This window comes from Cupriavidus sp. PET2-C1, from assembly GCF_054515855.1.
Genome location: NZ_CM137259.1, coordinates 4282900 through 4307621 on the forward strand (window position 1 = coordinate 4282900; position 24722 = coordinate 4307621).

Consider the following 24722-nt stretch of genomic DNA (forward strand, 5'->3'; position numbering starts at 1 on the left):
CAGCCAGGCGTCCTTGTTTTATCAACTCGACACGGAGTGAAGCATGACGAAAACCGAACTGATCGACGCCATCGCGGCCGGCGTGGACGGCCTGACCAAAGCCAAGGCAGAACAAGCGCTGAACGTGACGCTTGGCGCCATCATGGAAGCCGTGGCCAAGGGCGACACCCTGAGCCTGATCGGCTTTGGCACCTTCAGCCAGGGCGAGCGCGGCGAACGCATGGCGCGCAACCCGCGCACCGGCGAAGAAATCAAGGTCGAAGCCGCCAAGACCGTCAAGTTCAAGGCTGGCCAGAAGTTCAAGGACGCAGTGAACCAGTGAGTCCCGCGGGCGGTCTCGTGCCAGCCCAGTTGGATCAACCCCGCCGTGCCGCCACCAGTTGCCTGATGGCATGGGTGAGCGCCAGGCGGGGCGCGTTATCCACAGTGTTCGACCCGCGGTTATCCTGCCGCTTCGCGGTATACGCCGCATCCTCCGCCAGCCCGGTAAGATAGTGCCCTGTCGGCGCCTTCCCTCTGTAAATACAAGGGTCTAGAGCGTCCTGCTCAGTAGGCCTCTCATGCACCTTCGTTCGCCGCGCGGCAGATTTCCACAGCTTTATTCACAACGTTTCCCACAAAATTTTCCACAGGCACGAGGGCTTGGCCTGAGCCTGCTGATGACGCTCGCGCTGGTCTCGGGTTGCACCACGCCTTCTCCGCCCGCCCGGCCTCAGGCGACCCCCCTCCCCGATACGGAAAGACCCGTGACAACGCCCGGCGCCACGCAGCGCCAGCGCATCGTCGAGATCGCCTGGCAGGAATGGCAGCGCTGGGGTGGCCAGACCGTGCGCCTGGGCCGCGACGACACCGCGTGCGTGGCCGACAGCCCGCTGCCCGCGCCGGTATTGCCCGGAATGCCGGTGGCGGGGGCCAATGAGGAGGGAGTGGATGCCGCGGACCGCTCCGCCGATCGCGAGGAAGAAGACAGCAGCGAGTCAGCCTGCCTGCACTTTCCCGATGGCACCGGCATGGAGGCCACGCCCCAGGGCTGCAAGCTCGCCCAGCGCTATTGGGCCATCGTGGGCAAGACTGTCACCTGCCGCCAGATCACCCAGGGAAACTGGGCCTGGTCCGCGGTGTTTATTTCCTGGGTGATGCGCAAGGCCGGCCTGGACGACCGCCAGTTCCTGACCGGCGATTCGCACTCGATGTACGTGGTGGACGCGCGCGACGGCATTTTGCCCGCGCCGGCGTTCCGCATCGAACCATTGCCCGCCATGCCCCGCCCGGGCGATGTGATCTGCGCCGCGCGCGGGCGCGACAAGTACCTCGACAGCGCGGCCGAGATCGGCTTTGGCACCACGCCCATGCACTGCGACATCGTGGTCGAGGTCGACCCGGCGGCACGCCTGGTCAAGGCCATCGGCGGCAATGTCCAGCAATCGGTGTCGATGGAGCTGATCGAGCTCGGTGACTCCGGCATGATCGACAGCGTCACCAACTCGCACATGCCGTGGCTGCTGATCATGCGCAACACGCTGCCTTGAGCCTGAGGCGTTGCTGGATGGCCTGCGGTCAGGCCGGCGCACGCGGGTAGCCCCCGGCTTGACCAGTCCTGCAAAATCATTAACATGGTAATTAATCGGGCTGCGGCATGGTTTTTCCCGCGCTGGCATCCTGGCCCGACCCCACCTGAACCGCATTCCGATAGCGCGCGCACCGACGCCGCGAGCAACGCGAGAGGAGACCTGCATGGCTGTAGCCAACTGTCATCCGGCGGAATGGGAGGCGCGCGTCAAGCTCGCCGCCTGCTACCGCATCTTCGACCGGCTGGGCTGGACCGAGCTGATCTACAACCACATCACCTTGCGCCTGCCGCCGGAGGCTGGCGGCGGTGGTAGCAATCCCCATTTCCTGATCAATCCCTTCGGCCTGCGCTATGCGGAGGTGACCGCTTCCAACCTGGTGAAGATCGATCTGGCGGGACAGGTCATCGGCGAGAGCCGCTGGCCGGTCAACCCGGCCGGCTTCACTGTGCATGCGGCCATCCACGCCGGCATCCCGGGCGCGCACTGCGTCATGCATACGCATACCACGGCGGGCATGGCGGTCGCCTGTTCGGCGCAGGGCCTGTCGATGAGCAACTTTTACGCAGCGCAATTGTTCGGCAAGGTGGCCTACCATCCGTTTGAGGGCATCACCGTGCACGACGACGAAGGGCCGCGCCTGGTGCGCAATATCGGCGACAAGCCCGCCGTGATCCTGCGCAATCATGGCCTGCTGGCCTGGGGCGACAGCATTGCGCGTACCTTTTCCACGCTCTGGCTGCTCAACCGCGCCTGCGAGATCCAGCTGGCCACGCTGGCCATGGGGGCGGCGCTGCCGGTGCCCGAGGAGATCCAGCGCAAGTGCACGCGCGACTCGCTGCAGTTCAATCCCAAGTTCGGTGCGGGCGAAGATGTGTTCGCAGCACTGACCCGTGAAATTAACCACATCGATGAATCGTATCGTGATTAGCAATCATTGATTCGTCGTGGGAATAAATCTACAGGAACAAGGCAGTCATGACATCCCTATGCATCGTCGGCGCAGGCGCCGTCGGCGGCTTTATCGGCGCGCGGCTCGCCCGTTCCGGCCAGGCGCTGAACATACTGGCGCGCGGCCAGTCGCTGGAGGCGCTGCGCTCGCAAGGCCTGACCCTGATCGAGGGCGAGCGCACCGAGACGTTTCCGGTCAATGCGCAAGGCGATCCCGCAGCGCTAGGTACGCAAGATGTGGTGATCCTGGCGGTGAAAGCCCCGGCATTGCCACAACTGGCGCAGACCATCGGGCCGCTGATCGGCCCTGATACGGTGGTGGTGACAGCGATGAACGGCGTGCCGTGGTGGTTCTTCGAGCGGCCTGGCCCGCATGCCGGGTTGTCGCTGCGCACCGTGGATCCGCAAGGTGCCATTGCGCGCGCCATCCCGGCCGCGCAGGTGATCGGCTGCGTGGTGCACCTGACCGCCTCCACGCCGGCCCCGGCCACTGTGCGCCACGGCTTTGGCGCGCGCCTGATCCTGGGCGCCGCGGGTGGCGCTACCGGCATGGCAGCCGGCAAGCTCGAGGCCGTGGCCAGCCTGCTCGCCAGCGGTGGCCTGGAGGTCGAGCGCAGCGCCGCGATCCAGCAGGACATCTGGTTCAAGCTGTGGGGCAATATGACGATGAATCCGGTCTCCGTGCTGACCGGCGCCACCTGTGACCGCATCCTCGACGATCCGCTGGTCAATCGTTTCTGCCTGGCGGTGATGGAAGAAGCTGGCAAGATCGGCGCGGTCATCGGTTGCCCGATTGCGCAGAGCGGCGAGGAGCGCAGCCAGGTCACGCGCAAGCTGGGCGCCTTCAAGACTTCGATGCTGCAGGATGCGGAGGCCGGGCGGCCGGTGGAGATCGATGCGCTGGTGGCATCGGTGCGGGAAATCGGCGAGCACGTCGGGATCGCGACCCCCAGCATCGATGCGCTGCTAGGGCTGGTACGGCTGCATGCGCAAGTGCGCGGGCTTTACTGACCAAGTGTGCCCGGGTAACGGGGGGTCGTATTCTCGCTATAAATCAAGATGGCCTTTTTATTTTGTATTTGATAAATGTCGAGAATTATTTTGGCCTGGGTTGCCGATATTTGGCTCACTGCCCGTTGAGCGAACTGCCTCAAAGGCACGCAAACCATCCATGCCAAGAATACTTTCCACTAATGCTTGGCTTGATTCATTGTTATCACAAATATAAAGGGACCTCTATGAGGCCCCTTTTTCACCCTTGCGTCGCCAGCTTCGCGCGCTGGCGCCCCGCCCATATCCCCTCGACCGCATAAACAACCAGCGATATCCAGATCATCGCGAAGCCGATCTGCTTGCTGGCCGGGAACGGCTCGTTCCAGAGCCATACGCCGAGCAGCAGCTGCAGCGTCGGGCCGGTGTACTGCAGCAGCCCCAGCAAGGACAGCGGGATACGCCGCGCGCCGGCCGCGAACAGCAGCAGGGGGACGGCGGTGACCGGCCCGGCAAGCAGCGCCAGCAACTGCACCCCGCCGCCCACCTCGGTGAAGTCAGCCTGGCCCGTCGCGAACAGGTACGCCAGAGCGCTTGCCGCCAGCGGGAACAGCAGCATGGTCTCCAGCGAGAGGCCTTCCAGCGCGCCCAGCGTGGCCGTCTTGCGCAGCAGCCCGTAGCCGCCAAAGGTCGCGGCCAGCGCCAGCGCAATCCATGGTAACTGGCCCGCGGCTACGGTCAGCCAGACCACGCCTGCCGCAGCCAGCGCAATGGAGGCCCACTGGCCGGGACGCAGGCGCTCGTGCAGGAACAGCACGCCCAGCAGCACATTGAACAGCGGGTTGATGAAGTAGCCCAGGCTGGCGTCGACCACCCGGCCGTTCGATACCGACCAGATGTAGAGGAACCAGTTGCCGCTCAGCAGCAGCGCACTGGCGACGAAGCCGGCCAGCAGGCGCGGATTGGTCCGGACGCCGCGCAGCCAGCCCCAGTGGCGCCGCCAGGTCAGCACCAGCCCGAGGAACACCAGCGACCACACCATGCGGTGCAGCAGGATCTCCATCGGCGCGATGCCATGGAGGGATTTGATATAGAGCGGCAGCAAGCCCCAGATGATGTAGGCGAGCAGCGCGTAGATGATGCCGGTTTGCATGAAGAGTCCCAAGGAATCGGGGGATTCTACCGGCGTAAAAAAGCCCGTGCTGGGCACGGGCTTATGGCTGGCTTGCGCCACCTCGCACGGATGGCGGCAGCGCGCTTACAGCTTGCGCGCGAAGCTGAACTGCGAAAATGCTTGCTCGGCCACGTTGAACCACGCTGCTTCGTTGTTGCGGAACACGCGCCAGTCGTCGTAGATCTTCTTGAACGATGGGTTCTTGGCGGTTTCCTCGGCGTAGGCGTCCTGGGTGGCCTTGAAGCAGGCTTCCATGATTTCCTTGGAGAACGGACGCAGTTTCACGCCGTTTTCCAGCAGGCGGGCCAGCGCTTGCGGATTGACCGCGTCGTACTTGGCCATCATGTTGGTGTGGACTTCGATCGTGGCCGTTTCCAGCGCGCGCTTGTACAGCGCGGGCAGCTTCTCGTACTCGGTTGCCGACGAGTAGAAGGACAGCTGCGCGCTGCCTTCCCACCAGCCCGGGTAGTAGTAGTACGGGGCGACCTTGTAGAAGCCGAGCTTCTCGTCATCGTACGGGCCAACCCATTCCGCCGCATCGATGGTGCCCTTTTCCAGCGCGGGATAGATGTCGCCGCCAGCGATCTGCTGCGGCACCACGCCCAGGCGCGACAGCACCACGCCAGCGAAACCGGCGATCCGGTACTTCAGGCCCTGCAGGTCGGCAACCGTCTTGATCTCCTTGCGGAACCAGCCGCCCATCTGCGCGTTGGTATTGCCGCCCAGGAAGTTGACGACGTTGTATTCCTTGAAGAATTCGCGCATCAGCTTCATGCCGTTGCCCTGCAACATCCAGGCGTTTTGCTGGCGCGAGGTCAGGCCGAACGGGACGGTGGTGTCGAAGCACAACGTCGGGTTCTTGCCGAAGTAGTAGTAGCCGGCGGTGTGGCCGATCTGGACGGTGTTGTTCTGCACGGCGTCCAGCACCTGCAGGCCCGGCACGAGTTCGCCGGCGGCAAAGACCTTGATGTTGAATTTGCCGTCGGTCAGTTCCTTGACCCGTTGCGACAGCAGCTCGGCGCCACCGTAGATGGTGTCAAGCGACTTGGGGAAGCTCGAAGCCAGGCGCCATTCCACGGCCGGATTGCTGCCGATCACGGCCGGTGCGCTGGCACCGGCGGCGGCCGGCGCGGCGGCCTTTTCTTCCTTGCCGCACGCGGCCAGCGCACCCGTGGCGGCCACGGCCGATGCCTTCAACAGAAAGGAACGACGTTCCATGACTTCTCCTCTTTTATAGATTTTTAGTGCGGCAGCAGGGGATGGGCACGCCCGCGTCATGCGCGGGCATTCCGCTCTGCACCGAGACGCGCAAGCAGCCGGGGTAAAGCCACCGCGCAACAATGAGCCTGTTACGGAGACACGCCAGGAATGTGGCGTATCCTGGCATGCCTTCGTAACAGGCTCGGGGGCCGGTCCGTACCCGTTCGGACAGGCCAGATGATTATAGCGGTGGCCCTTTCGCCACGGGGGGCCGTGCAAGTGCGGGTTTTCGCTAGGAAAGTGCAGATTTAGCGGCTGCTGCACATCGTCCTGTCATCGCGCTCCGCTCCCATTGGCATGGCCGCACCGTCGCGTGCCAGATGGCGCAAGCGATGTATTCCATATGGTGAGAAGGACGCCTCGCCGCGGATTTTGTAACCCCGCTTGCGGTCCAATCGGTCGACTGTTAAAAAATCACGCCTTACTGGTCCTGCCCTATGTTGTTCGCCGTTTCGCCCGCTTCCGGCCGCCTGCCGGCGCTCCGCTTGCGTTGCCTCGCCGTTGCCGTGCTGGCCGCCTGGGGACTGAATGCGTGCGCGCAGACCGGGCCTGACCTGGCGGCAGCCGATGTGCCAGCCACACCCACGGTGCCGCAGCGTCCGGCTCCCCCGCCTGGCGCCGACCCGCTGGCAGCGCTGATTGCGGACGATCAAGCCGCTGCGGCATCGGTAGCCGGCGACACGCCGGCCGCGGCTGTCGCGCAGGAAGCGCCCAAAGCCGCCGCTGCGGATGGTGCTGCCCCCGCCCCCACCCCCGCCCTGCCAGAGCCGCCCCCGCCTGCTACCTGGGCCAATGCCGGCATGGATGACAACGGTAACGAGCTCGCCGGCCCGCCCGATCCACCCTTGCCCCCGGAGCCGGTTGTTGCGCCTCCCCCGCCCGTCGTGCTCTTTCCCAAGCGCCTTGGCGAGTTCGTGGCGGAGGCCGTGCCGAAGGTCGCCACGCCCGCCGAGGGCGAAGTCGCCGACACGCCGGCCAGCGCCGACGAAAGCTATGCGCTGGTGTCCCAGCTGCCCGCCGATGATCCTGCCGGCAACCAGGTCTGGCGCCTCAGCTACAGCGGGCGCGCCGCGTATGACGATCGCACCGCCGCCACCCGTGCCTGCGCTGGCGGCGGCACCTTGTCCACCGGCATCGGCGGCGGACTCGCGTGCCGCAGCACCGGCGAGGTCAAGGTCAAGGAGTCCCTGTTCTCGCTCGACGGCGGCGCGCAGGTGCAACTGGTGGCGCAGGCCAAGGGGACCGATGCCACTTCGATCAATGGCCGCCCGGCCGCGGTCGATCCCTATGCCCTGCTGCCGCAGATCTATACCTCGGTCAGCGGGCTGTCGGTGCTGGACGGCGCCACGATGTGGGCCGGCCGGCGCGAGAGCTCATCGTTCCTGATGTCGTCGGGGCTGCTGCCGCCTACGTCGCCGGCGATGCGTTTCGGCGTGGATAACGCCCGCTTTGGCGACATCGCGCTCAACTACCAGTACACCGCGCGCAATGACCTGAATGGCGCCAACCTGCCGAGCTATCACTCGTTGCGTACCGCGCCCATCGCCACCAATGAGAAAGGCTCGGTGCAACTGGGCTATACGCGGGTGGAAGCGCAGCCGCTGATCCAGCAGACCGGCAGTGCGTGGTGGGTGTCGGCCATGCACGAGCAGCAAGGCGTGCTCGCCGGCACCAACCGCTTCGGCATGCAGTTTGGCGAGGGCAGCCGTAACGCATTGACCGGCTACACCGGCATGGGGCCCGCCTTGTCGCGGGTACGCGTGGCCGAATCGATGGAGTGGAAGCAACGCTCGGGGCTGGGCCTGGCGGGCTCGGTCGAGTCCAGCATGCAGTTCGACCGCTCGCCGGTGGGCACGCTGCAATGGATGGCCACGCGTGTGCGCCCCGCCTATATCGCCAGCGACCAGTTCAAGCTGACCTTCGAAGTGGCGCACGACCAGATCTCTTCAGGCTTCGGCGCCAGTGGACAGCGCACTGCGGTGACCGTGGCGCCTACCTTCACGCTTGGCAAAGCGGCCGGCAACGCCAACCTGCGCGCCTTCTACACCTACAGCAGGGCCAACGACGTGGACGGCATTGCCTTTGCCTCACCCACCGATACCTGGGCTTCGCAGACCTCGGGCTCAATCTTCGGCGTGCAGCTCAATCGCCGCTGGTAGGCGCAATAGCGGCTGCGGCCCCTGCTCGCCATGGCGCCTTGCGCGTGAGCGGCGCGCGGCCCGGCAGCACCGCCGGTGCTCGCAGCAGCCAGTGGAAGACCAGCGTGGCGCTCAGCCCGCCCGCTAGCTGCGCCAGCACGAAGCCCGGCACGTCGATGGCGCGAATGCCGGTGAAGGTTGCCGTCAGCGCGCACGCAAGGGTCAGCGCCGGGTTGGCGAATGACGTCGATGCCGTGAACCAGTACCCCGCGGTGATATAGCCCGCCACCGCGAACGGCAGCAGCCCGGGCCGGCTGCGCCCGGTGCCGATTGCTATGCCGATGAGGCCAAAGGTGGCAACAAACTCGCTCCACCACATCGATGGCCCGGTACGGCTTTGCGCCGACCAGGCCAGCATCGGCTCGCCAAACATCGCATGCGCGCAGGCGACCCCTGCGATGGCGCCGCCCATCTGCACTAGCCCGTAGCGCCAGGCATCGCGCGCCGGCAGCGCGCCGCGCACCATCGCCGAGAGCGTGACGACTGGGTTGAAGTGTCCACCCGAGACCGGTCCCAGCGCGAGCAACAATGCAATCAGCCCGCCGCCCGTGGCCAGCGAGTTCGCCAGCAAGGCCAGCGCGATATTGCCGCCGGCCAGCTGCTGCGCGCGAATGCCCGAACCCACCACTATCGCTACCAGCAGTGCCGTGCCGAGTCCTTCCGCGACCAGGCGCTGGCAGAGCGTGCTCGCAGCCGCAGGTACGCTTGCGCTGTGCGACTCGGCAGCGTGGACCGGGTCGGCCATGGTATCGGGGGAAGGCGCGTGCATCGGGTTTGCAGTGATGGGCGGGAGCGCGCAGTGTTTCGTCTTTCGCCTTGCAGCGTCAATGCATGCTTGGGTAGTTTTGAATGAACCGGTGGTATCGAATGCTTGCGTGCTTTGCTGAATCGCGATCGGGATGGCATGGATGGTGACATGACATCGCGAAAATCGGAGGTCAGGACCAAATGCAAAGACCGGATTTTGGGGGTAATTTGCGCAATGCCGATAATCGCGGGCGCGATGGCACTGGACGGACGAATTCGTGCCTGAACATTAGGCGGTGACAGGTGATATTGCAAGGGTTTGCGCACGTGGGGCGAGGCCGCTGCAACGGAGGTGATAGACGCGTCCAGGCCGCGTTCCAAGCGGCCAAATGCGTGTGGATGAGGGCAGAACCAGCAGCCCAGGGCTGGGCCTCTCAGACGCGCCGGAAGAAGGCCCTGCAAGGCCGCGATGAAACGATGGCCACAATGGAAATGAAAAAAGCCCAAGACCTTTTCAGATCTTGGGCTTTTTCGTAATGCTGGTGGCCTGGGACGGAATCGAACCGCCGACACAAGGATTTTCAATCCTCTGCTCTACCGACTGAGCTACCGGGCCAAAGAAGCGAAACTATAGCAGCGCTTTTCGACCCGGTCAAGCGCTGCGTGCATCACCGCATCATTGTTCCGCAGGTTCCGGCTTGTTGCGGCCGAGTTCCACGCCAAGCTGCTTGAGCTTGCGGTACAAGTGGGTGCGTTCGAGGCCGGTTTTCTCGGCGACGCGGGTCATGCTGCCGTGCTCGCGCAGCAAGTGGTATTCGAAGTAAGCGCGCTCGAACAAGTCGCGTGCTTCGCGCAGCGGCATGTCGAACGAGAAATGCATCTCGGCTTCGGGCAAGCGTTGCGGGCTGCCATTGGCGGCCTCGGCGGCGCTTTCCGCGGCAATCGCCGCCGTGCCCTCGCCATTGCCGTTCGCGGCGAGTGCCGCGCCTGCGGCCACGCCCGAGCGCGGACGCTCGATGCCACGCGCCAGGCCCTGCTCGACTGCCGAGAGCAGCTTTTGCAGGGCAATTGGCTTCTCGAGGAAATTGAGCGCGCCAATCTTGGTTGCCTCCACCGCGGTATCGATGGTTGCGTGTCCCGACATCATGATGACGGGCATGGAGAGCAAGCCTTGCGCCGACCACTCCTTGAGCAGCGTGACGCCGTCGGTATCGGGCATCCAGATGTCAAGCAGCACCAGGTCTGGCGTATTGCCGGCACGGTACTCGCGCGCTTTCTGCGCGTTTTCTGCCACTTCGACCACATGGCCTTCGTCGCTGAGGATTTCCGAGAGCAACTCCCGGATACCCATTTCGTCGTCGACTACGAGGATGGTTGCCATACTTCCCCTCTTGACCCCACCGCGGCTTGCCGGGTTCGGGGCCGCACATTGACTATGCCAGTTTAACGAACAGGATGGAGATCTGCGCCCCGATGATGTCGGAGCCCTCCATGCGATTGCGCAACTCGATGCGTGCGCCGTGTTCGTCAATGATCTTCTTCACCATCGCAAGACCCAGGCCTGTTCCTTTGGCCTTGGTGGTCACATACGGCTCGAACGCGCGACTAAGGATACGCGGAGCGAAACCGGGACCGTTATCCGCAATGGTGAGCTTGACGGCCTGCCGGTCTTCGCCGGCAGAATCTTTGTATTCTACAGTCTCGGTGTGCAGAGCGATATGGGGCACCGCCCTAGCCGCGCCGAGGTTGTCCGCCACCGCATCCTGCGCGTTTTGCAGCAGGTTGTGAATCACCTGGCGCAGCTGGGTCGGATCGCCCTTGATTTCGGGCAGGCAGGCGGCCAGCGCCGGATGGATCACGGCGTGCTCGTGCGCGCCGGTGTCGTCGATGCCGTAGAGATGCAGCACTTCGGCAACCAGGCCGTTGAGCTGCAGTGACTGCAACAACGCAGGCGGCGTGCGGGCGTAGTCGCGGAAGTCGTCGACCATGCGCTTCATGGCCTGCACCTGGTTGACGATGGTGGTGGCGCCGCGCTTGAGCACGTCGACGTCGGTGCCCTCCAGTTTGGGCGAGAGCTTCATCTGCAGGCGCTCGGCCGAGAGCTGGATCGGGGTCAGCGGGTTCTTGATCTCATGCGCGAGGCGCCGTGCCACTTCGCCCCACGCCACCGAGCGTTGAGCGGAAATCACATCGGAAATGTCGTCGAATACCACCACGTAGCCGGGTTCGTCGCGCTCGTCGCCGCGCCCGCCCGGCAGGCGCGCGCCGCGCACCAGCAGCGTGAGCGCTTGTTCCTCGTCGCTCTGCGGCAGCTCGATCTGCTTTTGCCAGTGCTGCGCGCCGCCCAGCATCTCACTGGTGCTCTGCTCGGAGAAGGCCTGCCGCACGATGTCGCCGAACTCGCCGAGGGCCGGGATGCTGTCGATGGGCTGGCCCAGCGCGCCGGAAAACGGCTGGCGGAAGATGCGCTCGGCCCCGGGATTGGCGGTGATCAGCACAAAGCGGCGATCGAACACGAACACGCCGGCGGTGAGGTTCTGCAGCACGCTCTCGAGATACGCCGTCGATTTCTCGAGCGCGCTGCGGTTCTGCTCCACCGCGATGCGCGCCTCAGACAGCTGGCGCGTCATCATGTTGAACTGCTGGGTCAGCATGCCGAGCTCGTCGCGGCTCTTGAGCTCGCGTTTGGGCGAGAGGTCGCCCTCGGCCACTTCCTTGGTCCCTTGCAGCAACATCAGCAGCGGCCGCGCCAGCTGCCCGCCGAGCAGCAGCGCCAGCATCACGGCAATGAACACCGCGAGGAACAGCGTGAGCGTCAGCGTGCCGATATACATCTTGCGCAGGCCGGTGCGGCCGAGCGCCTTTTCCTGGTACTCCTGGTAGGCGCGCTGGACTTCGTCGGCGTTGCGCGCCAACGCTGCCGGCACCGGATGCACGACCTGCAGGTAACGCTCCTCGCGCACGGTGTCGCCCACCAGCCCGAAGCCGGACGATGCGGCGTCCTCGGGGCGGCGCTCGACAGACAGCCCCGATCCGGCCCAGCGGCCGGCACCATTCACGCCCGGCTTGCCCGCGGGCCGGCTGGCGCTATCCGCGGTTGGGGGTGCGTCGGTTTGCGCGGTGGGCGCGGGACCTAGCGGCACGATGACGCGCAGCCGGTACAGGTGGGAGCCATCGGTACGCTCGGGCTGGTGATGGCTATCGACGGATGGATCGGTGCCCCCTTCCACCGCGGCATAGCCGCCGGCCAGCCGGGCCTGCTCGGCCAGCACGCCAGAGGGCAGGTCCGGCACCAGCGACGCATAGTTGCTCGACGCCGTGGCGATCACGCGGCCGCTGCCGGTAAAGATGGCGGCTTCCTGCACGCCGTATTGCTCGCGCAGCCGGTTGAGCTGCAGCGAGGTGGCGACATTGGGCGAGCTGGTGAGCTGGTCGGCCATCAGCCGCGCCTTGCCTTGCAGGTCCGACAGCGAGCTGTCGATGGTGGAGCGGCCAAGGTTGAGGCCGGCCTCGAGCGCGGTCTCGACGCGAACGTCGAACCAGGACTCGATGCTGCGCGAGACGAACTGCAGCGACACCAGGTAGATCAGCACGCCGGGCAGCACGCCCACCACGCCGAAGAACACGGCGAGCTTGGTCATCAGCCGCGTGCCGAACTTGCCGCGGCGGTAGCGCAGCCACAGCGTCAGCGCCAGCGCGCCGATGATCAGTACCAGCAGGATGCCGATCACCAGGTTGATCTTGAACAGCAGCGTGAAGTACCGATCGAAGAATTCGGTATTGGCCGAGGCGCCGGCGAGCAGTGCTACCAGCACCAGCGCCAGGAACACGATGATGCCCGCCACGACGCGGTAAAGCACGCGCCGGAACCGGCTGTCCCACAGGCTGGGGGGCGCGCTCATGGCTGGCCCGCGGCGGGCTGCACCAGGGTGGTGGGAGAGAGCACGGTCGATACGGTCTGCGCGAACGGCACCGCGCGCGTTTCGCCGGCCACCGCGGCGGACGCGGCAGACGCCGGCGCCGGCACAGGCACCAGTTGCGGCGCAGGCGTGGGCGTGGGCGCGGGCGGCGGCGGGAATTCGCTCGGCACGGTGAAGTTGAAGCGCCGCCATTCCGATGCCAGGTTCCACTCGCGGGTGTTGACGGCGTTGATCTGGAACGGCTTGGGCAGTTGCGTCAGGTCCAGGCGCATGCGCGCCTCGGCCTGGTAGGTCTCGCCCGGCTTGACCATGCTGCGCTCGAACACGCGCCAGCCCCGCACGCGCTGGATGAATTGCAGCGCGCCCTTCAGGCGCATGAACGGCAATTGCAGGCCGCCAGTCGACACACGGTACTGGCGCGTGAGCGGATGGTAGGACAGCCGCACGCTGCGGCTGGCATTGACGGGCTTTTCATCGAACCAGTACCAGCGTGGGCGGGTGAGCTGGAAATCGACGACGAAATACAGCGAGATGCCTTTGTTGAGCGCGTCTTCAAGCGGCGGCGGCAGATCGAAATCGAAACTCGCGGCCAGGTCGAAGCCTCCGTCCTGGTACTCGATGCGGGCCTCGTTGACTTCGATGCCGTCGGCGCGGGCCGTGCCCGGCAGCGCGACCAGCGTCATCAGGATACCGAGCACGATCGTCGCTGCGAGCCACCACGACGCCAGCCGCGCGCGCAAGCTGCATATCGGGCCGGCGCCGGCTACTGAAGCAGTTGCCCGAGCTGCAGCAAGGGGCACGCACGCACTGTCGTCTGGGACGCGAAGGACGAACAAGCGAAGCGGGTTCGGCATTGGGATCGATTGGGATCGGTCAGGGTCGTTTCTGGAAACGGGCGTAGAAGAAGCCATCGTGATCGGTGGGCAGGCCTTCCTGGCTGCCATTTCCGCCACCGGCCAACTGATCCTTGCTACCCGGCAGCATCTGGCCGGGCGCTTGCAATCGTATCGCATCTGGTAGCTGTGCACCAAACCAGCGCGCCTGCTCTTCGTTCTCCGTTGGGAAAATTGAACAGGTGACATAGACCAGGATGCCGCCCGGCTTGAGCAGATTCCAGAGCTGCGACACGATGCGCCGCTGCTCGGTGACCAGCCGGGGGATATCCACCTCGCGGCGCAGCCAGCGGATGTCCGGGTGGCGGCGCACGATGCCCGAGGCGGAGCACGGCACGTCGGCCAGGATGCGGTCGTACTGGCGGTTGTCCCACCAGTCCTGCGGGCGGCTTGCGTCGCCTACCACCACGGTGGCTTGCTGGCCCAGGCGCGCAAGGTTCTCGTCGATGCGGGTGGCGCGCTGCGCATCGCTCTCCAGCGCGGTGACTTCCACGTTGGCGAGTTCAAGGATGTGGCCGGTCTTGCCGCCGGGCGCGGCGCACGCATCGAGCACGCGCTGGCCGTCGGCCAGGTCCAGCAGCGCAGCGGCCAGTTGCGCGCCGGCGTCTTGCACCGAGACATCGCCCTCGGCAAACCCGGGGATCTGCGACACGGGAAACGCGCGCACCAGCCGCACGGCCTGCGGGCCGATGGCCACGCCCGCCATGCCGGCATTGAGCACGCGCTTGAGGTAGTCAGGCACCGAGACCCGCGCCGTATTGACGCGCAGGGTCATGGGCGGGCGCACATTGGCGCTCTCGGCCAGCGCGGTCCACTGGTCCGGGTACGCCTTGCGCAGCGCATCCAGCCACCATGCGGGCAGGTTCCAGCGCGCTTCGTCGTCCTGGCGCACCTCGGCCAGCAGTGCCTTGCGTTCACGCAGGAAACGGCGCAGCACGGCGTTCACCAGCCCGCGCGCGTGCGCGGTCTTGGGCTCGGAGGCTGCCGCACTGACGGCCTGGTCGACCACGGTGAACTCGGTATAGCCCCCTTCCCCCTGCTCGTCCTCGACCAGCAACGCCAGGGCCACGGCCAGCAGGGAGTCCACCAGCGCGCCAGGCGGCCGGGTCACCAGCTTGGTGACCAGCGCGCGCGCCGTGCCGAACTGGCGCATGGTGCGGTAGGCCAGGTCCTGCAGGGCGCCACGCGTGGCGGCGTCGCGCACGCGGTCCAGGCGGTACTGGGCGGCGGCGTTCTCGATGGCCAGTGGCAGCGCGCTGCCTTCGTTGACGCCGCGTACGGCAGCCGCGGCGGCGAGCATCTGGAAGGCGAGGGATTCGTGTTGCAGGCGCATGACAGTGGGGCAGTGAGACGGTAAAACGGGGTGGCAGGAGGCAAGCCGCAAGCGGCGAGGACTGGCGGCAAGGCCGGGCGAGGCCAAAAACACACTGCCCGCCGCTTCCGGGGAAGCACGGCGGGCAGTTTACCCTGTATGTGGCGGGGGCCGGCGTTTTTGCGCCTGGCCGGCCGCAGCGAGGGGGTAGCGCGGCGGCTTGGACCGCGCTTGGACCACGCTTGGACCGCGCCTACACCGGATAGACGCCGGTCTGTGCCATCTGCATCAGCCGCGCCACGCGTTCCTCGGTCGCCGGGTGGGTCGAGAACAGGTTGGCGATGCCGCCGCCCGAGAGCGGGTTCATGATCATCATCTGCGCCGTGGCTGGATGCTGTTCCGCGGTCTGGAACGGAATCCCTTGCGCATAGCGGTGGATCTTGTCGAGCGCCATCGCCAGCGCCTGCGGGTCGCCGCTGATGGTGGCGCCGCCGCGGTCCGCCTCGAACTCCCGGGCGCGGGAAATCGCCATCTGGATCAGCGAGGCCGCCAGCGGGGCCAGGATTGCCACCGCGATGCTGGCAATGGGGTTGGAGCGGTTGCCGTTCTCGTCGCGCCCGCCAAAGAACATGGCGAAGTTGGCCAGCGCGGCGATGGCGCCGGCCATGGTGGCGGCGATGGTCGAGATCAGGATATCGCGGTGCTGCACGTGAGCCAGCTCGTGGGCCATCACGCCGCGCAGTTCGCGCTCCGACAGCACCCGCAGGATGCCGGTGGTGGCCGCAACCGCGGCATGCTCCGGATCGCGGCCGGTGGCAAAGGCGTTGGGGGCATCCTCGTTGATCAGGTACACGCGCGGCATCGGCAGCTGGGCGCGCTGCGCCAGCTCCTGCACCATGCCGTAGAACTGCGGTGCCGTGCTCGCGTCGACTTCCTGCGCGTTGTACATGCGCAGGACCATCTTGTCCGAGAACCAGTAAGAGAAGAAGTTCATGCCCAGCGCCATGATCAGCGCGAACATCATGCCGCTGCGGCCGCCGATCATGCCGCCGATGACGATGAACAGCGCCGTGATGGCGGCCATCAGCATGAAGGTCTTGACCCAGTTGAACATTGTCGTGATCTCCGAAAAAATCATCCTCGCGCGCGCACCGGGTGGCCGGGCTGGCCGTGCTGCGCAAAGCGTGGCGCGGTGCTGTTTAGATAGTACCCCGGCCCGGAAATTCAACCGTCACCTGCCTAAAAAAAGGGCAGGCGGCGCCGGCAGCCGTTCGTTGCGCCAGCGGGTTTGGCAACCGTTCCTAGCGTTGGGCTAAGGCCAGGCGCGCGCCCAGCCCGATGAATGCCATGCCCACAATGCGGTCCATCCAGCACTTTAGGCGCGGCACCTTGCTGGCGCGGCGGGTCAGGGTGCCCGCCATCCATGCCACCAGGCTGTTCCATAGCGTCGACATCGCCACCATGATCCCGCCCAGGGCCAGGAATGCCAGGGCCTGGTGCTCGGCGTTGCGATCCACGAACTGCGGGAAGAAGGAAATGAAGAACAGGATCACCTTCGGATTCAGCACATTGGTGAGGAAGCCCTGCATGAACAAAGCGCGCAGGCCGCGCGTGCCCGGCTGGGCAGTGGGGGCCGCTTCCGCGCCGGGGGGCGCGGATCGCTGCCAGATCAGGCGCAGCCCAAGCCACACCAGATAGGCAGCGCCGGCAAACTTGATCAGGGTAAAGGCGGTGGCCGATGCCGCCAGCAAGGCAGTCAGGCCGAAGGCGATGGCCAGCGAGTGCACGCAGCATCCGGCACTGACCCCGAGTGCCGAGACCACGCCTGCCGCCCTGCCCTGCGCCACGCTGCGCCCGACGATATAGGCGGTATCCGGGCCAGGCGTCACATTGAGCAGGAACACCGCGCCGACGAACAAGGGAAGGTCAGTCATGCCGAGCATGGTTGGCTGCCGGTGGATGGGATGCGGAAATGGGTCGCGGAGCATGCTGCGGCAAGTTGGCCACCGTGGCTTTGCCGCAAGCGCAGGGCGATTATGCCGTGCCGCCAGGCACGGCGCAGCGGGTACCCGGCGGCAGCGGCATGCTTTGCAGGAACTGCTGGGCCGGCACGCGGCGCCCGCCCGGCTTCTGCAGCTCGGCCACACGCAGCGTGCCCTCGCCGCAGGCGATCACCACGCCATCGGCATCCGCCGCGAGCACGGTGCCCGGCGCCTGCGGGTGGCTGGCCGTGGACGCCAGGGCCTGGGCCTGCCAGCACTTGATGACGGTCTCGCCGACCTGCACGGTGGCGCCGGGGAACGGGTTGAAGGCGCGCACCTGGGCGGCCAGCGCCGCAGCCGGGCGGCGCAGGTCCAGCGGGGCTTCTTCCTTGGCGATCTTCTCGGCATAGGTCACGCCCTCGGCCGGCTGCGGCGTGCCGGTGAGCGGCTGGCCCGCGGCGAGGCGGCGCAGCGCCTCCACCACCATGCGCCCGCCCAGCGCGGCCAGCGTGTCGTGCAGGGTGGCGGTGGTGTCGCCGGGGCCGATCGGCACGGTTTCGCCCTGGATCATCGCGCCCGTATCCAGCCCTTCGTCCATCTGCATCAGCGTGATGCCGGTCTGCGCATCGCCGGCCTCGATGGCGCGGTGGATGGGCGCGGCGCCCCGCCAGCGCGGCAGCAGCGAGGCATGGATGTTCAGGCAGCCGTAGCGTGGCAACGCCAGCACCTCGGCCGGCAGGATCAGGCCGTAGGCGGCCACCACCATGACATCCGGGGCGATCTGCGCCAGCGTGTCCACGGCGGCGCCGGCCTCTTCGGGATACTTGCCGTTGCGGCGCAGCGAGCGTGGCTGCAGCACCGGGCCCAGGCTGCGCTCCAGCGCGTACTGCTTGACCGGGCTGGCCTGCAGCTGCAGGCCGCGGCCGGCTGGCCGGTCGGGCTGGCTGAGCACCGCCACCACCGGGAAACCGGCGGCGTGGATGGCTTCGAGCGCCACGCGGGCGAATTCGGGCGTGCCGGCAAAGGCAACGCGCAGCGCTTGGGATGGGCTTGCGGCTTGGGACATGGCACGCTCCGGCATAAAGCGGCACCGGCCGCATCAGCGGCCGGTAACTTGATTCATCGGGAAGGCAATACGATAGCAGACCGCTAGCTGGCCGGTAGCAGCCCAGCGCCGGCGCGCGGCCGGCCGCGGCGGCCTTACATACGGGTGCGTTCGCGCTTGTGCAGCTTGACCAGCTTGGACTTGATGCGCTGAAGCTTGAGTGGCGACAGGTACTCGACGAAGACCTTGCCCTTGAGGTGGTCCATCTCGTGCTGGATGCACACGGCCAGCAGCTCGTCGGCTTCGATCTCGAAGGGCTCGCCCTTCTCGTTCAGGGCACGTACGCGCACATGGTCCGGGCGCTCGACCCGGTCGTAGACCTCGGGCACCGACAGGCAGCCCTCTTCGGCCACCTTGCGGGTGTCGCTGGACCAGAGGATCTCCGGATTGATGAAGACCTGCAGTGCGTCACGGGTCTCGGAGATATCGATCACCACCACCTGTTCGTGCACGTCCACCTGGGTCGCGGCCAGGCCGATGCCGGGGGCTTCGTACATGGTCTCGGCCATGTCCTCTACCAGCTTGCGAATGCGGTCGTCCACCACGGCAACCGGTTTTGCCACGGTATGCAGGCGGGGATCGGGGTAGGTCAGGATGTCGAGTTTAGCCATGATGCTGGGGCGCAACGCCTGCCGCTCACACATGTGACCCGCGCGTTGCGGCTACGGGTGTTTACATGCAGAATCGGGGCGCAAGTACAAAAATTCAAGGCGCGCCGCAACAGGCACGCTCTCCAGGGTCAATCCGGCTGTTCTGCCAGCCGGTTCGAGAAAATGCGCGATCTTACCAAAGAACACCAGGCGGCGCCGGGCCGCAGGCCGTACGCGTTTGCCCGTTGGATATTGTGTGCGGCCGGAATCACCGCCGCCACAGGGGCGCCAGTACATGCCGCCGATCTTACCGTCACCCCGGCCCAGCGGGCCCAGGCCAGCGTTACCGCGCAGCAGGGCATCGCCGCCGCCGACCTGGCTTCGGACGCGCCCCAGCAGTATGTCGTGCGTAGCGGCGACACGCTTTGGGGGATCTCCGGGCGCTTCCTGCGCCAGCCCTGGCGCTGGCCCGAGCTGTGGGGGATGAACCAGCAGCAGATCCGCAATCCACACCTGATTTATCCCGGCCAGGTCCTGTACCTGATTCAGCGCGACGGCCGCGCCTGGCTTTCCACTCGCCCCGATGCCGGCGGCACGGTGCGGCTCACGCCAGCCGTGCGCAGCGAAGGCGGGCCCGATGGCGCCATCGCCAGCATTCCCGCCAAAGACATCGAGCCGTTCCTGATCCGCCCGCTGGTGGTGGACCAGGGCATGCTGGAGACCTCGGCGCGCATCATCGCCCTGCCCGAGTCGCGGGTCTACCTGGGCATCGGCGACATCGCCTATGCGCGCGGCATTTCCCCGCCCGAGGCGGTGGTCGGCAGCGACTGGCAGGCCTTCAAGCCGGTCAAGCCGGTCAAGGACCCGGTTACCGGCCGCGTGCTGGGCTATGAAGCCGAGTACCAGGGCAATGTCCGTGTGTCGCGCCCGCCGGAAGGCTTCGACGCGGTAACCACCGTCAAGGTCACGGCAGCCCAGCAGGAAATGGGCTCTGGCACCTTGCTGATGCCCCAGCCGGCGCGCGAACCGGTGCGCTATGTGCCCCGCGCGCCGGATGTCATGCTTGATGGCCGCATCGCGGCGGTCTATGGCGGCGTGCAGTTCGGCGGCGCCAAGCAGGTGGTCGTGCTCAATATCGGCACCGCCGCGGGCCTCGAGCCTGGCCACGTGCTCGCGCTGTCGCGCGCCGGCCAGGTGGTGCGCGATCGCACGGACGGCAACCGCGCCATCCAGCTGCCCGACGAGCGCTATGGCCTGGCTTTCGTGTTCCGCGTGTTCCCCGGCTTGGCCTATGCCCTGGTCACCGATGCCTCGAACGCAATCGAGGTGGGCGACCGCGTGACATCGCCGCGTTGACCGGGCTGGCAGCAACCGGCGCCAACCCGGCGCCCGTGCCCACCACCACCCGCAGCGCTGCCGATATCGAGGCGTGGCTGCGGCTGACCGGTGCCCGCGGCCTGGGCACCGGCGCTTTGCGCCAGTTGCTGGCCACCTTCGGGCTGCCGCACCAGCTGCTGGCGCAAACCGTCAGCGCACTGGCGGCGGTCATCCCCGAGAAGCACGCCCGGGCGCTGCTGGCGCCGCCCGATGCTGTCACGATGGCGCTGGTCGAGCGCACCGTGGCCTGGGCCGCCGAGCCCGGCAACCATGTGGTGACGCTGGCCGATGCCGCCTATCCCCGTGCCTTGCTGGACCTGTCCGACCCGCCGCTGGTGCTGTACGTCAAAGGCCGGCTGGGCGCGCTTGGCGGCCCGGCCATTGCCATGGTCGGTGCGCGCAGCGCCACCGTGCAGGGCGTGGAGGATGCGCGGCGTTTTGCCCGCGTGCTGTCCGGCGCCGGGCTGACGGTGGTGTCGGGGCTTGCGCTGGGCATCGATGGCGCAGCGCACGAGGGGGCTCTGGAAGGCGCTATGGAAGGGGCTGGCGGCACCGTGGCGGTGATCGGCACCGGCGCCGACCTGGTCTACCCCGCCCGCCATCGCGACCTGGCCCACCGCATCGCGGCCCATGGCGCCATCGTCAGCGAGTTCGCGCTCGGCTTGCCCGGGCGCAGCCACCACTTTCCCCAGCGCAACCGCATCATCGCGGCGCTCGCGCGCGGCGTGCTGGTGGTGGAGGCGGCCGCGCGCTCGGGCTCGCTCATCACCGCGCGGCTGGCAGCCGAGATGGGACGGGAGGTCTATGCCATTCCCGGCTCGATCCATGCGCCGCTGTCCAAAGGTTGCCACCTGCTGATCCGCCAGGGCGCCAAGCTGGTGGAGACCGCGCACGACGTGCTCGAGGAACTCGGCATGGCCGGGGATGCCGCCCGGCCGGTGGCGCCTGCGCCCATGCCGGCGCTGGACGATGTCCTCGGCCTGACGCTCACCCACGACCCCGTCACGCTGGACGCGCTGTGCGCGCGCACCGCCCTGCCGCCCGAGCAAGTGGTGGCCAGCCTGTTGACCCTGGAACTGGCGGGCGCGGTGGAGCGGCTGCCGGGCAATGTCTATCGCCGGATAAGCTAGTGAGCAACCCTGGTACCGCCGGCCGAAATACGGATTTCCTGGCGACCGCTACAATCAAACGATTTCCCGTGCCTGAAAAGGCTCATGTTTCCCCCATCATGACCGTTTACTTTCCGGAGCAGGACCCGGGCGCAATCGCCCAGGTGTTGGCAGCGCGACCGCAAGGCCGCCTGGTAGCCTGCCTGTGCGCAGCCTGGTGCGGCACCTGCGGGACCTACCAGGAGGCGTTCGCGGCGCTTGCTGCCCGGTTTCCGGGCGATTGCTTCGTCTGGATCGATATCGAAACCCATGCCGACCAGCTGGGCGACCTCGATATCGATAATTTTCCGACGCTGCTGGTGCAGCCGGCGGCGGGCGGCGCGCCGCAGTTCTACGGCACGTTGCTGCCGCATATTGAAGTGCTCGAACGCATGCTGGCGCGCGGCGCGGCGATGGTGCCAACGGCCGGCGCAGCGGTGCCGAACGTGCTGGAGTGGCTGGCGCCGCATGCTAACGGCGACTAACCCCGGTCATCGGCGCCCGGCGCAAGCCAGGAGCACGAGCGCCGGACTGCGGTCAAAAAACGAAGTGGGCGGCGGCTGTTCAGGGCCGGCCCGCATGCCAGCAGCGCCCGTTTGACGGCGACGGCGGAGGCAGCTTGCTTGCACCGCCGTCGGAACCGCGCTTATTATTGGCGCCTCAAAGCCCCAAGCTCGCTGTTTACATATAGTGCAGAGCCCTTAGTGGCAATAATTCGCAGGCCGCCAGAGTGCGGCCAGCAAGGATCCGATCCATGTCAAAAGCCCTCATCATCGCGGAAAAGCCATCGGTTGCTGCCGATATAGCCCGTGCCCTCGGGGGCTTTACCAAGCATGACGAATACTTCGAAAGTGACGATTACGTTATTTCGTCGGCCGTCGGCCACCTGGTTGAAATCGCCGCCCCGGACGAATACGAAGTCAAGCGAGGCAAGTGGAGCTTCGCCAACCTGCCGGTGATTCCCCCCCACTTCGACCTGCGCCCCATCGCCAAGACCGAGTCGCGGCTGAAGGTGCTCAACCGGCTGATCAAGCGCAAGGACGTTACCGGCCTGGTGAACGCCTGCGACGCGGGGCGCGAAGGGGAACTGATCTTCCGCCTGATCCAGCAGCACGCCAAGGCCAAGCAACCGGTGCAGCGCCTGTGGCTGCAGTCGATGACGCCGCAGGCGATCCGCGACGGCTTTGCCCGCCTGCGCGACGATGCCGACATGCTGCCGCTGGCGGACGCCGCGCGCTGCCGCTCGGAAGCCGACTGGCTGGTCGGCATCAACGGCACGCGCGCCATGACCGCGTTCAACAGCAAGGGCGGCGGCTTCTTCCTGACCACGGTTGGCCGGGTGCAGACCCCCACGCTGTCGATCGTCGTGGAGCGCGAAGAGAAGATCAAGAAGTTCGTCCCGCGTGACTACTGGGAAGTGCGCGCCGAGTTCATCGCCGCCGCCGGCCTGTACGAAGGCCGCTGGTTCGACCCCAAGTTCAAGAAGAGCGAGTTCGATCCCGAGACGCGCGAGTCGCGCCTGTGGAGCGAGGCCGAGGCCAAGAGCATCGTGGCGGCCTGCCGTGACAAGACCGGCACCGTCACCGAAGAGTCCAAGCCGTCCACGCAACAGTCGCCGGCGCTGTTCGACCTGACCACGCTGCAGCGCGAGGCCAACTCGCGTTTCGGCTTCTCGGCCAAGAACACCCTCGGCCTGGCCCAGGCGCTGTACGAAAAGCACAAGGTGCTGACTTACCCGCGTACCGACGCGCGCGCGCTGCCCGAGGACTACATGGACACGGTCAAGCAGACCATGGACATGCTGGCCGAGAGCTCGCCCAACTACCTGCCGCATGCCAAGAAGGTGCTGGCCAGCGGGTGGATCAAGCCCAACAAGAAGATCTTCGACAACAGCAAGATCAGCGATCACTTCGCAATCATCCCGACGCTGCAAGCCCCGAAGAACCTCTCGGAGCCGGAGCAGAAGCTGTATGACCTGGTGGTGCGCCGCTTCCTGGCGGTGTTCTTCCCGGCGGCCGAGTTCCAGGTCACCACCCGCGTCACCGAGGTGGCGGGCCATCATTTCAAGACCGAAGGCAAGGTTCTGGTCAATCCGGGCTGGCTGGTGGTCTACGGGCGTGAAGCCCAGGGCGATGATGCCAACCTGGTGGCAGTGGCCAAGGACGAGCGCGTCAAGGTCGACAAGGTCGACGGCGTGATGCTGACCACCAAGCCGCCCGCACGCTACAACGAAGCCACATTGCTGTCCGCCATGGAAGGCGCCGGCAAGCTGGTGGATGACGACGCGCTGCGCGAAGCCATGGCCGGCAAGGGCCTGGGCACGCCAGCCACGCGCGCGGCCATCATCGAAGGCCTGCTCGCCGAGAAATACCTGGTGCGCGAAGGCCGTGAGCTGATTCCCACCGCCAAGGCCTTCCAGCTGATGACGCTGCTGCGCGGGCTCGGTGTGCAGGAACTGACCCAGGCCGAGCTGACCGGCGAATGGGAGCACAAGCTGTCGCAGATCGAGCGCGGCGGCCTGAAGCGCGACGAGTTCATGCGCGAGATCGCGCAGATGACGCAGCAGATCGTCAAGCGCGCCAAGGAATACGACAGCGACACTATCCCGGGCGACTACGCCACGCTGGCCACGCCGTGCCCGCAGTGCGGCAGCCAGGTCAAGGAGAACTACCGCCGCTTTGCCTGCACCGCGTGCGAGTTCTCGATCAGCAAGATCCCGGGTGGGCGCCAGTTCGAGATCGACGAAGTCGAAGAACTGCTGCTGAAGAAGGAAATCGGTCCGCTGCAGGGTTTCCGCAGCAAGATGGGCCGGCCGTTTGCCGCCATCCTCAAGCTGGGCAAGGACGACGAAGGCCACTACAAGATGGAATTCGACTTCGGCCAGAATGACGACGACAACGACGGCGAGCCGGTCGATTTCACCGGCCAGGAAGCGGTTGGCGCTTGTCCGAAGTGCGGTGGCTCGGTCTACGAGCACGGCATGAAGTACGTGTGCGAGAACAGCGTGGCCGTGCCCAAGAGCTGTGACTTCACCACGGGCAAGATCATCCTGCAGCAGGAGATCTCGCGCGAGCAGATCGGCAAGCTGCTGGGCGCGGGCCGCACGGATCTGCTGACCGGCTTCAAGTCATCACGCACCGGGCGCAACTTCAAGGCCTTCCTGGCCAAGCAGCCGGACGGCAAGATCGGCTTCGAGTTCGAGGCACGCGAGCCCAAGGCGGGCGCCAAGACGGCGGCCAAGGGCGCTGCGGCCAAGACCGCATCCGCCAAGGCTGGCGACGAGGATAAGGCTGCGGAAACGGCGGGCAAGGCCAAGGCGCCGGCCAAGAAGGTGGCGGCCAAGAAGGCCCCCGCTGCCAAGAAGGCCCCCGCAGCGAAGAAAGCCGCGGCCAAGACGCCAGCAACCAAGCGTGCTGCCGGCAAGTCCCGCGCCGACGACGAAGCCACGGCCGACGCCGAGGAAGAGTGAGTCGCTCGCGGAGCCGGCGTCCTGCCGGCTCCGCGCTT

General features: G+C 66.5%; 20 protein-coding genes and 1 tRNA gene. 9 read left to right on the top strand and 12 right to left on the bottom strand.

What is annotated here, in order from left to right:
• Window positions 1–43: 43 nt before the first annotated feature.
• The 4 genes from ACX12D_RS19410 (at window position 44) to ACX12D_RS19425 (ending at window position 3530) form a co-directional block, all read left to right on the top strand.
• On the top strand, window positions 44–322 hold the full coding sequence (locus tag ACX12D_RS19410) for an HU family DNA-binding protein (RefSeq protein ID WP_006162250.1): 279 nt from the start codon (window positions 44–46) through the stop codon (window positions 320–322).
• A gap of 238 nt (window positions 323–560) precedes the next feature.
• Window positions 561–1529: a DUF2272 domain-containing protein gene (locus ACX12D_RS19415; RefSeq protein WP_459372342.1), complete on the top strand. Its 969-nt coding sequence runs from the start codon at window positions 561–563 to the stop codon at window positions 1527–1529.
• A 205-nt stretch (window positions 1530–1734) separates the two neighbouring features.
• The gene (locus tag ACX12D_RS19420) at window positions 1735–2499 is read left to right on the top strand and encodes a class II aldolase/adducin family protein (RefSeq protein ID WP_459372343.1); all 765 of its coding nucleotides are present in this window, start codon (window positions 1735–1737) and stop codon (window positions 2497–2499) included.
• Window positions 2500–2546: 47 nt separating this feature from the next.
• Window positions 2547–3530 carry a 2-dehydropantoate 2-reductase gene (locus ACX12D_RS19425; protein ID WP_459372344.1) on the top strand — a complete coding sequence of 328 codons (984 nt, stop codon included), beginning with the start codon at window positions 2547–2549 and terminating at the stop codon, window positions 3528–3530.
• Between the two features lie 241 nt (window positions 3531–3771).
• On the opposite strand, the gene rarD is transcribed toward ACX12D_RS19425, so the two are convergent.
• A complete protein-coding gene (gene rarD, locus ACX12D_RS19430; protein WP_459372345.1) occupies window positions 3772–4662 on the bottom strand; it encodes an EamA family transporter RarD in 891 nt (296 codons plus the stop codon).
• A 105-nt stretch (window positions 4663–4767) separates the two neighbouring features.
• The gene (locus ACX12D_RS19435) at window positions 4768–5901 is read right to left on the bottom strand and encodes a TRAP transporter substrate-binding protein (RefSeq protein ID WP_459372346.1); all 1134 of its coding nucleotides are present in this window, start codon (window positions 5899–5901) and stop codon (window positions 4768–4770) included.
• A gap of 479 nt (window positions 5902–6380) precedes the next feature.
• Here ACX12D_RS19435 and ACX12D_RS19440 point away from each other — a divergent pair, with 479 nt between their 5' ends.
• Window positions 6381–8102 (top strand): carbohydrate porin, encoded by a 1722-nt coding sequence (locus ACX12D_RS19440; protein WP_459372347.1) that lies wholly within the window; start codon window positions 6381–6383, stop codon window positions 8100–8102.
• On the opposite strand, the gene ACX12D_RS19445 is transcribed toward ACX12D_RS19440, so the two are convergent.
• From ACX12D_RS19445 to def, 10 genes are all read right to left on the bottom strand, one after another.
• Window positions 8086–8886, bottom strand: coding sequence for an aquaporin (locus ACX12D_RS19445; protein ID WP_459374065.1), 801 nt, complete (start codon window positions 8884–8886; stop codon window positions 8086–8088). The genes ACX12D_RS19440 and ACX12D_RS19445 overlap by 17 nt on opposite strands.
• A gap of 542 nt (window positions 8887–9428) precedes the next feature.
• A tRNA-Phe gene (locus ACX12D_RS19450) sits at window positions 9429–9504 on the bottom strand.
• A gap of 60 nt (window positions 9505–9564) precedes the next feature.
• Window positions 9565–10269: a response regulator gene (locus ACX12D_RS19455; protein ID WP_459372348.1), complete on the bottom strand. Its 705-nt coding sequence runs from the start codon at window positions 10267–10269 to the stop codon at window positions 9565–9567.
• Window positions 10270–10321: 52 nt separating this feature from the next.
• Window positions 10322–12790: a sensor histidine kinase gene (locus ACX12D_RS19460; protein WP_459372349.1), complete on the bottom strand. Its 2469-nt coding sequence runs from the start codon at window positions 12788–12790 to the stop codon at window positions 10322–10324.
• Window positions 12787–13662 (bottom strand): DUF4390 domain-containing protein, encoded by an 876-nt coding sequence (locus ACX12D_RS19465; protein ID WP_459372350.1) that lies wholly within the window; start codon window positions 13660–13662, stop codon window positions 12787–12789. The genes ACX12D_RS19460 and ACX12D_RS19465 overlap by 4 nt, the downstream gene beginning before the upstream one ends.
• A 19-nt stretch (window positions 13663–13681) precedes the next feature.
• Window positions 13682–15034, bottom strand: a complete 1353-nt coding sequence (rsmB, locus tag ACX12D_RS19470) for a 16S rRNA (cytosine(967)-C(5))-methyltransferase RsmB (protein ID WP_174424358.1) — start codon at window positions 15032–15034, stop codon at window positions 13682–13684.
• Window positions 15035–15266: 232 nt separating this feature from the next.
• On the bottom strand, window positions 15267–16127 hold the full coding sequence (gene htpX, locus ACX12D_RS19475) for a zinc metalloprotease HtpX (protein WP_459372351.1): 861 nt from the start codon (window positions 16125–16127) through the stop codon (window positions 15267–15269).
• Between the two features lie 187 nt (window positions 16128–16314).
• The gene (locus ACX12D_RS19480) at window positions 16315–16956 is read right to left on the bottom strand and encodes a LysE family translocator (RefSeq protein ID WP_459372352.1); all 642 of its coding nucleotides are present in this window, start codon (window positions 16954–16956) and stop codon (window positions 16315–16317) included.
• Between the two features lie 91 nt (window positions 16957–17047).
• Window positions 17048–18061: a methionyl-tRNA formyltransferase gene (fmt, locus tag ACX12D_RS19485; RefSeq protein WP_459372353.1), complete on the bottom strand. Its 1014-nt coding sequence runs from the start codon at window positions 18059–18061 to the stop codon at window positions 17048–17050.
• A gap of 134 nt (window positions 18062–18195) precedes the next feature.
• Window positions 18196–18711 (bottom strand): peptide deformylase, encoded by a 516-nt coding sequence (gene def, locus ACX12D_RS19490; RefSeq protein ID WP_459372354.1) that lies wholly within the window; start codon window positions 18709–18711, stop codon window positions 18196–18198.
• Window positions 18712–18873: 162 nt separating this feature from the next.
• Between def and ACX12D_RS19495 the strand changes: the two genes are divergently transcribed.
• The 4 genes from ACX12D_RS19495 (at window position 18874) to ACX12D_RS19510 (ending at window position 24684) form a co-directional block, all read left to right on the top strand.
• Window positions 18874–20046: a LysM peptidoglycan-binding domain-containing protein gene (locus tag ACX12D_RS19495; RefSeq protein WP_459372355.1), complete on the top strand. Its 1173-nt coding sequence runs from the start codon at window positions 18874–18876 to the stop codon at window positions 20044–20046.
• A 35-nt stretch (window positions 20047–20081) separates the two neighbouring features.
• Window positions 20082–21197 carry a DNA-processing protein DprA gene (gene dprA / locus ACX12D_RS19500; protein WP_459372356.1) on the top strand — a complete coding sequence of 372 codons (1116 nt, stop codon included), beginning with the start codon at window positions 20082–20084 and terminating at the stop codon, window positions 21195–21197.
• 98 nt (window positions 21198–21295) lie between these two features.
• Window positions 21296–21700, top strand: a complete 405-nt coding sequence (locus tag ACX12D_RS19505; protein ID WP_441635857.1) for a thioredoxin family protein — start codon at window positions 21296–21298, stop codon at window positions 21698–21700.
• A gap of 269 nt (window positions 21701–21969) precedes the next feature.
• A complete protein-coding gene (locus tag ACX12D_RS19510; RefSeq protein WP_459372357.1) occupies window positions 21970–24684 on the top strand; it encodes a DNA topoisomerase III in 2715 nt (904 codons plus the stop codon).
• Window positions 24685–24722 lie beyond the last annotated feature (38 nt).

Coding starts and splice junctions, on each gene's coding strand:
- ACX12D_RS19410 (WP_006162250.1), top strand. CDS start 44: ATGACGAAAACCGAACTGATCGACGCCATCGCGGCCGGCGTGGACGGC.
- ACX12D_RS19415 (WP_459372342.1), top strand. CDS start 561: ATGCACCTTCGTTCGCCGCGCGGCAGATTTCCACAGCTTTATTCACAA.
- ACX12D_RS19420 (WP_459372343.1), top strand. CDS start 1,735: ATGGCTGTAGCCAACTGTCATCCGGCGGAATGGGAGGCGCGCGTCAAG.
- ACX12D_RS19425 (WP_459372344.1), top strand. CDS start 2,547: ATGACATCCCTATGCATCGTCGGCGCAGGCGCCGTCGGCGGCTTTATC.
- rarD (WP_459372345.1), bottom strand. CDS start 4,662: ATGCAAACCGGCATCATCTACGCGCTGCTCGCCTACATCATCTGGGGC.
- ACX12D_RS19435 (WP_459372346.1), bottom strand. CDS start 5,901: ATGGAACGTCGTTCCTTTCTGTTGAAGGCATCGGCCGTGGCCGCCACG.
- ACX12D_RS19440 (WP_459372347.1), top strand. CDS start 6,381: ATGTTGTTCGCCGTTTCGCCCGCTTCCGGCCGCCTGCCGGCGCTCCGC.
- ACX12D_RS19445 (WP_459374065.1), bottom strand. CDS start 8,886: ATGGCCGACCCGGTCCACGCTGCCGAGTCGCACAGCGCAAGCGTACCT.
- ACX12D_RS19455 (WP_459372348.1), bottom strand. CDS start 10,269: ATGGCAACCATCCTCGTAGTCGACGACGAAATGGGTATCCGGGAGTTG.
- ACX12D_RS19460 (WP_459372349.1), bottom strand. CDS start 12,790: ATGAGCGCGCCCCCCAGCCTGTGGGACAGCCGGTTCCGGCGCGTGCTT.
- ACX12D_RS19465 (WP_459372350.1), bottom strand. CDS start 13,662: ATGCCGAACCCGCTTCGCTTGTTCGTCCTTCGCGTCCCAGACGACAGT.
- rsmB (WP_174424358.1), bottom strand. CDS start 15,034: ATGCGCCTGCAACACGAATCCCTCGCCTTCCAGATGCTCGCCGCCGCG.
- htpX (WP_459372351.1), bottom strand. CDS start 16,127: ATGTTCAACTGGGTCAAGACCTTCATGCTGATGGCCGCCATCACGGCG.
- ACX12D_RS19480 (WP_459372352.1), bottom strand. CDS start 16,956: ATGCTCGGCATGACTGACCTTCCCTTGTTCGTCGGCGCGGTGTTCCTG.
- fmt (WP_459372353.1), bottom strand. CDS start 18,061: ATGTCCCAAGCCGCAAGCCCATCCCAAGCGCTGCGCGTTGCCTTTGCC.
- def (WP_459372354.1), bottom strand. CDS start 18,711: ATGGCTAAACTCGACATCCTGACCTACCCCGATCCCCGCCTGCATACC.
- ACX12D_RS19495 (WP_459372355.1), top strand. CDS start 18,874: ATGCGCGATCTTACCAAAGAACACCAGGCGGCGCCGGGCCGCAGGCCG.
- ACX12D_RS19505 (WP_441635857.1), top strand. CDS start 21,296: ATGACCGTTTACTTTCCGGAGCAGGACCCGGGCGCAATCGCCCAGGTG.
- ACX12D_RS19510 (WP_459372357.1), top strand. CDS start 21,970: ATGTCAAAAGCCCTCATCATCGCGGAAAAGCCATCGGTTGCTGCCGAT.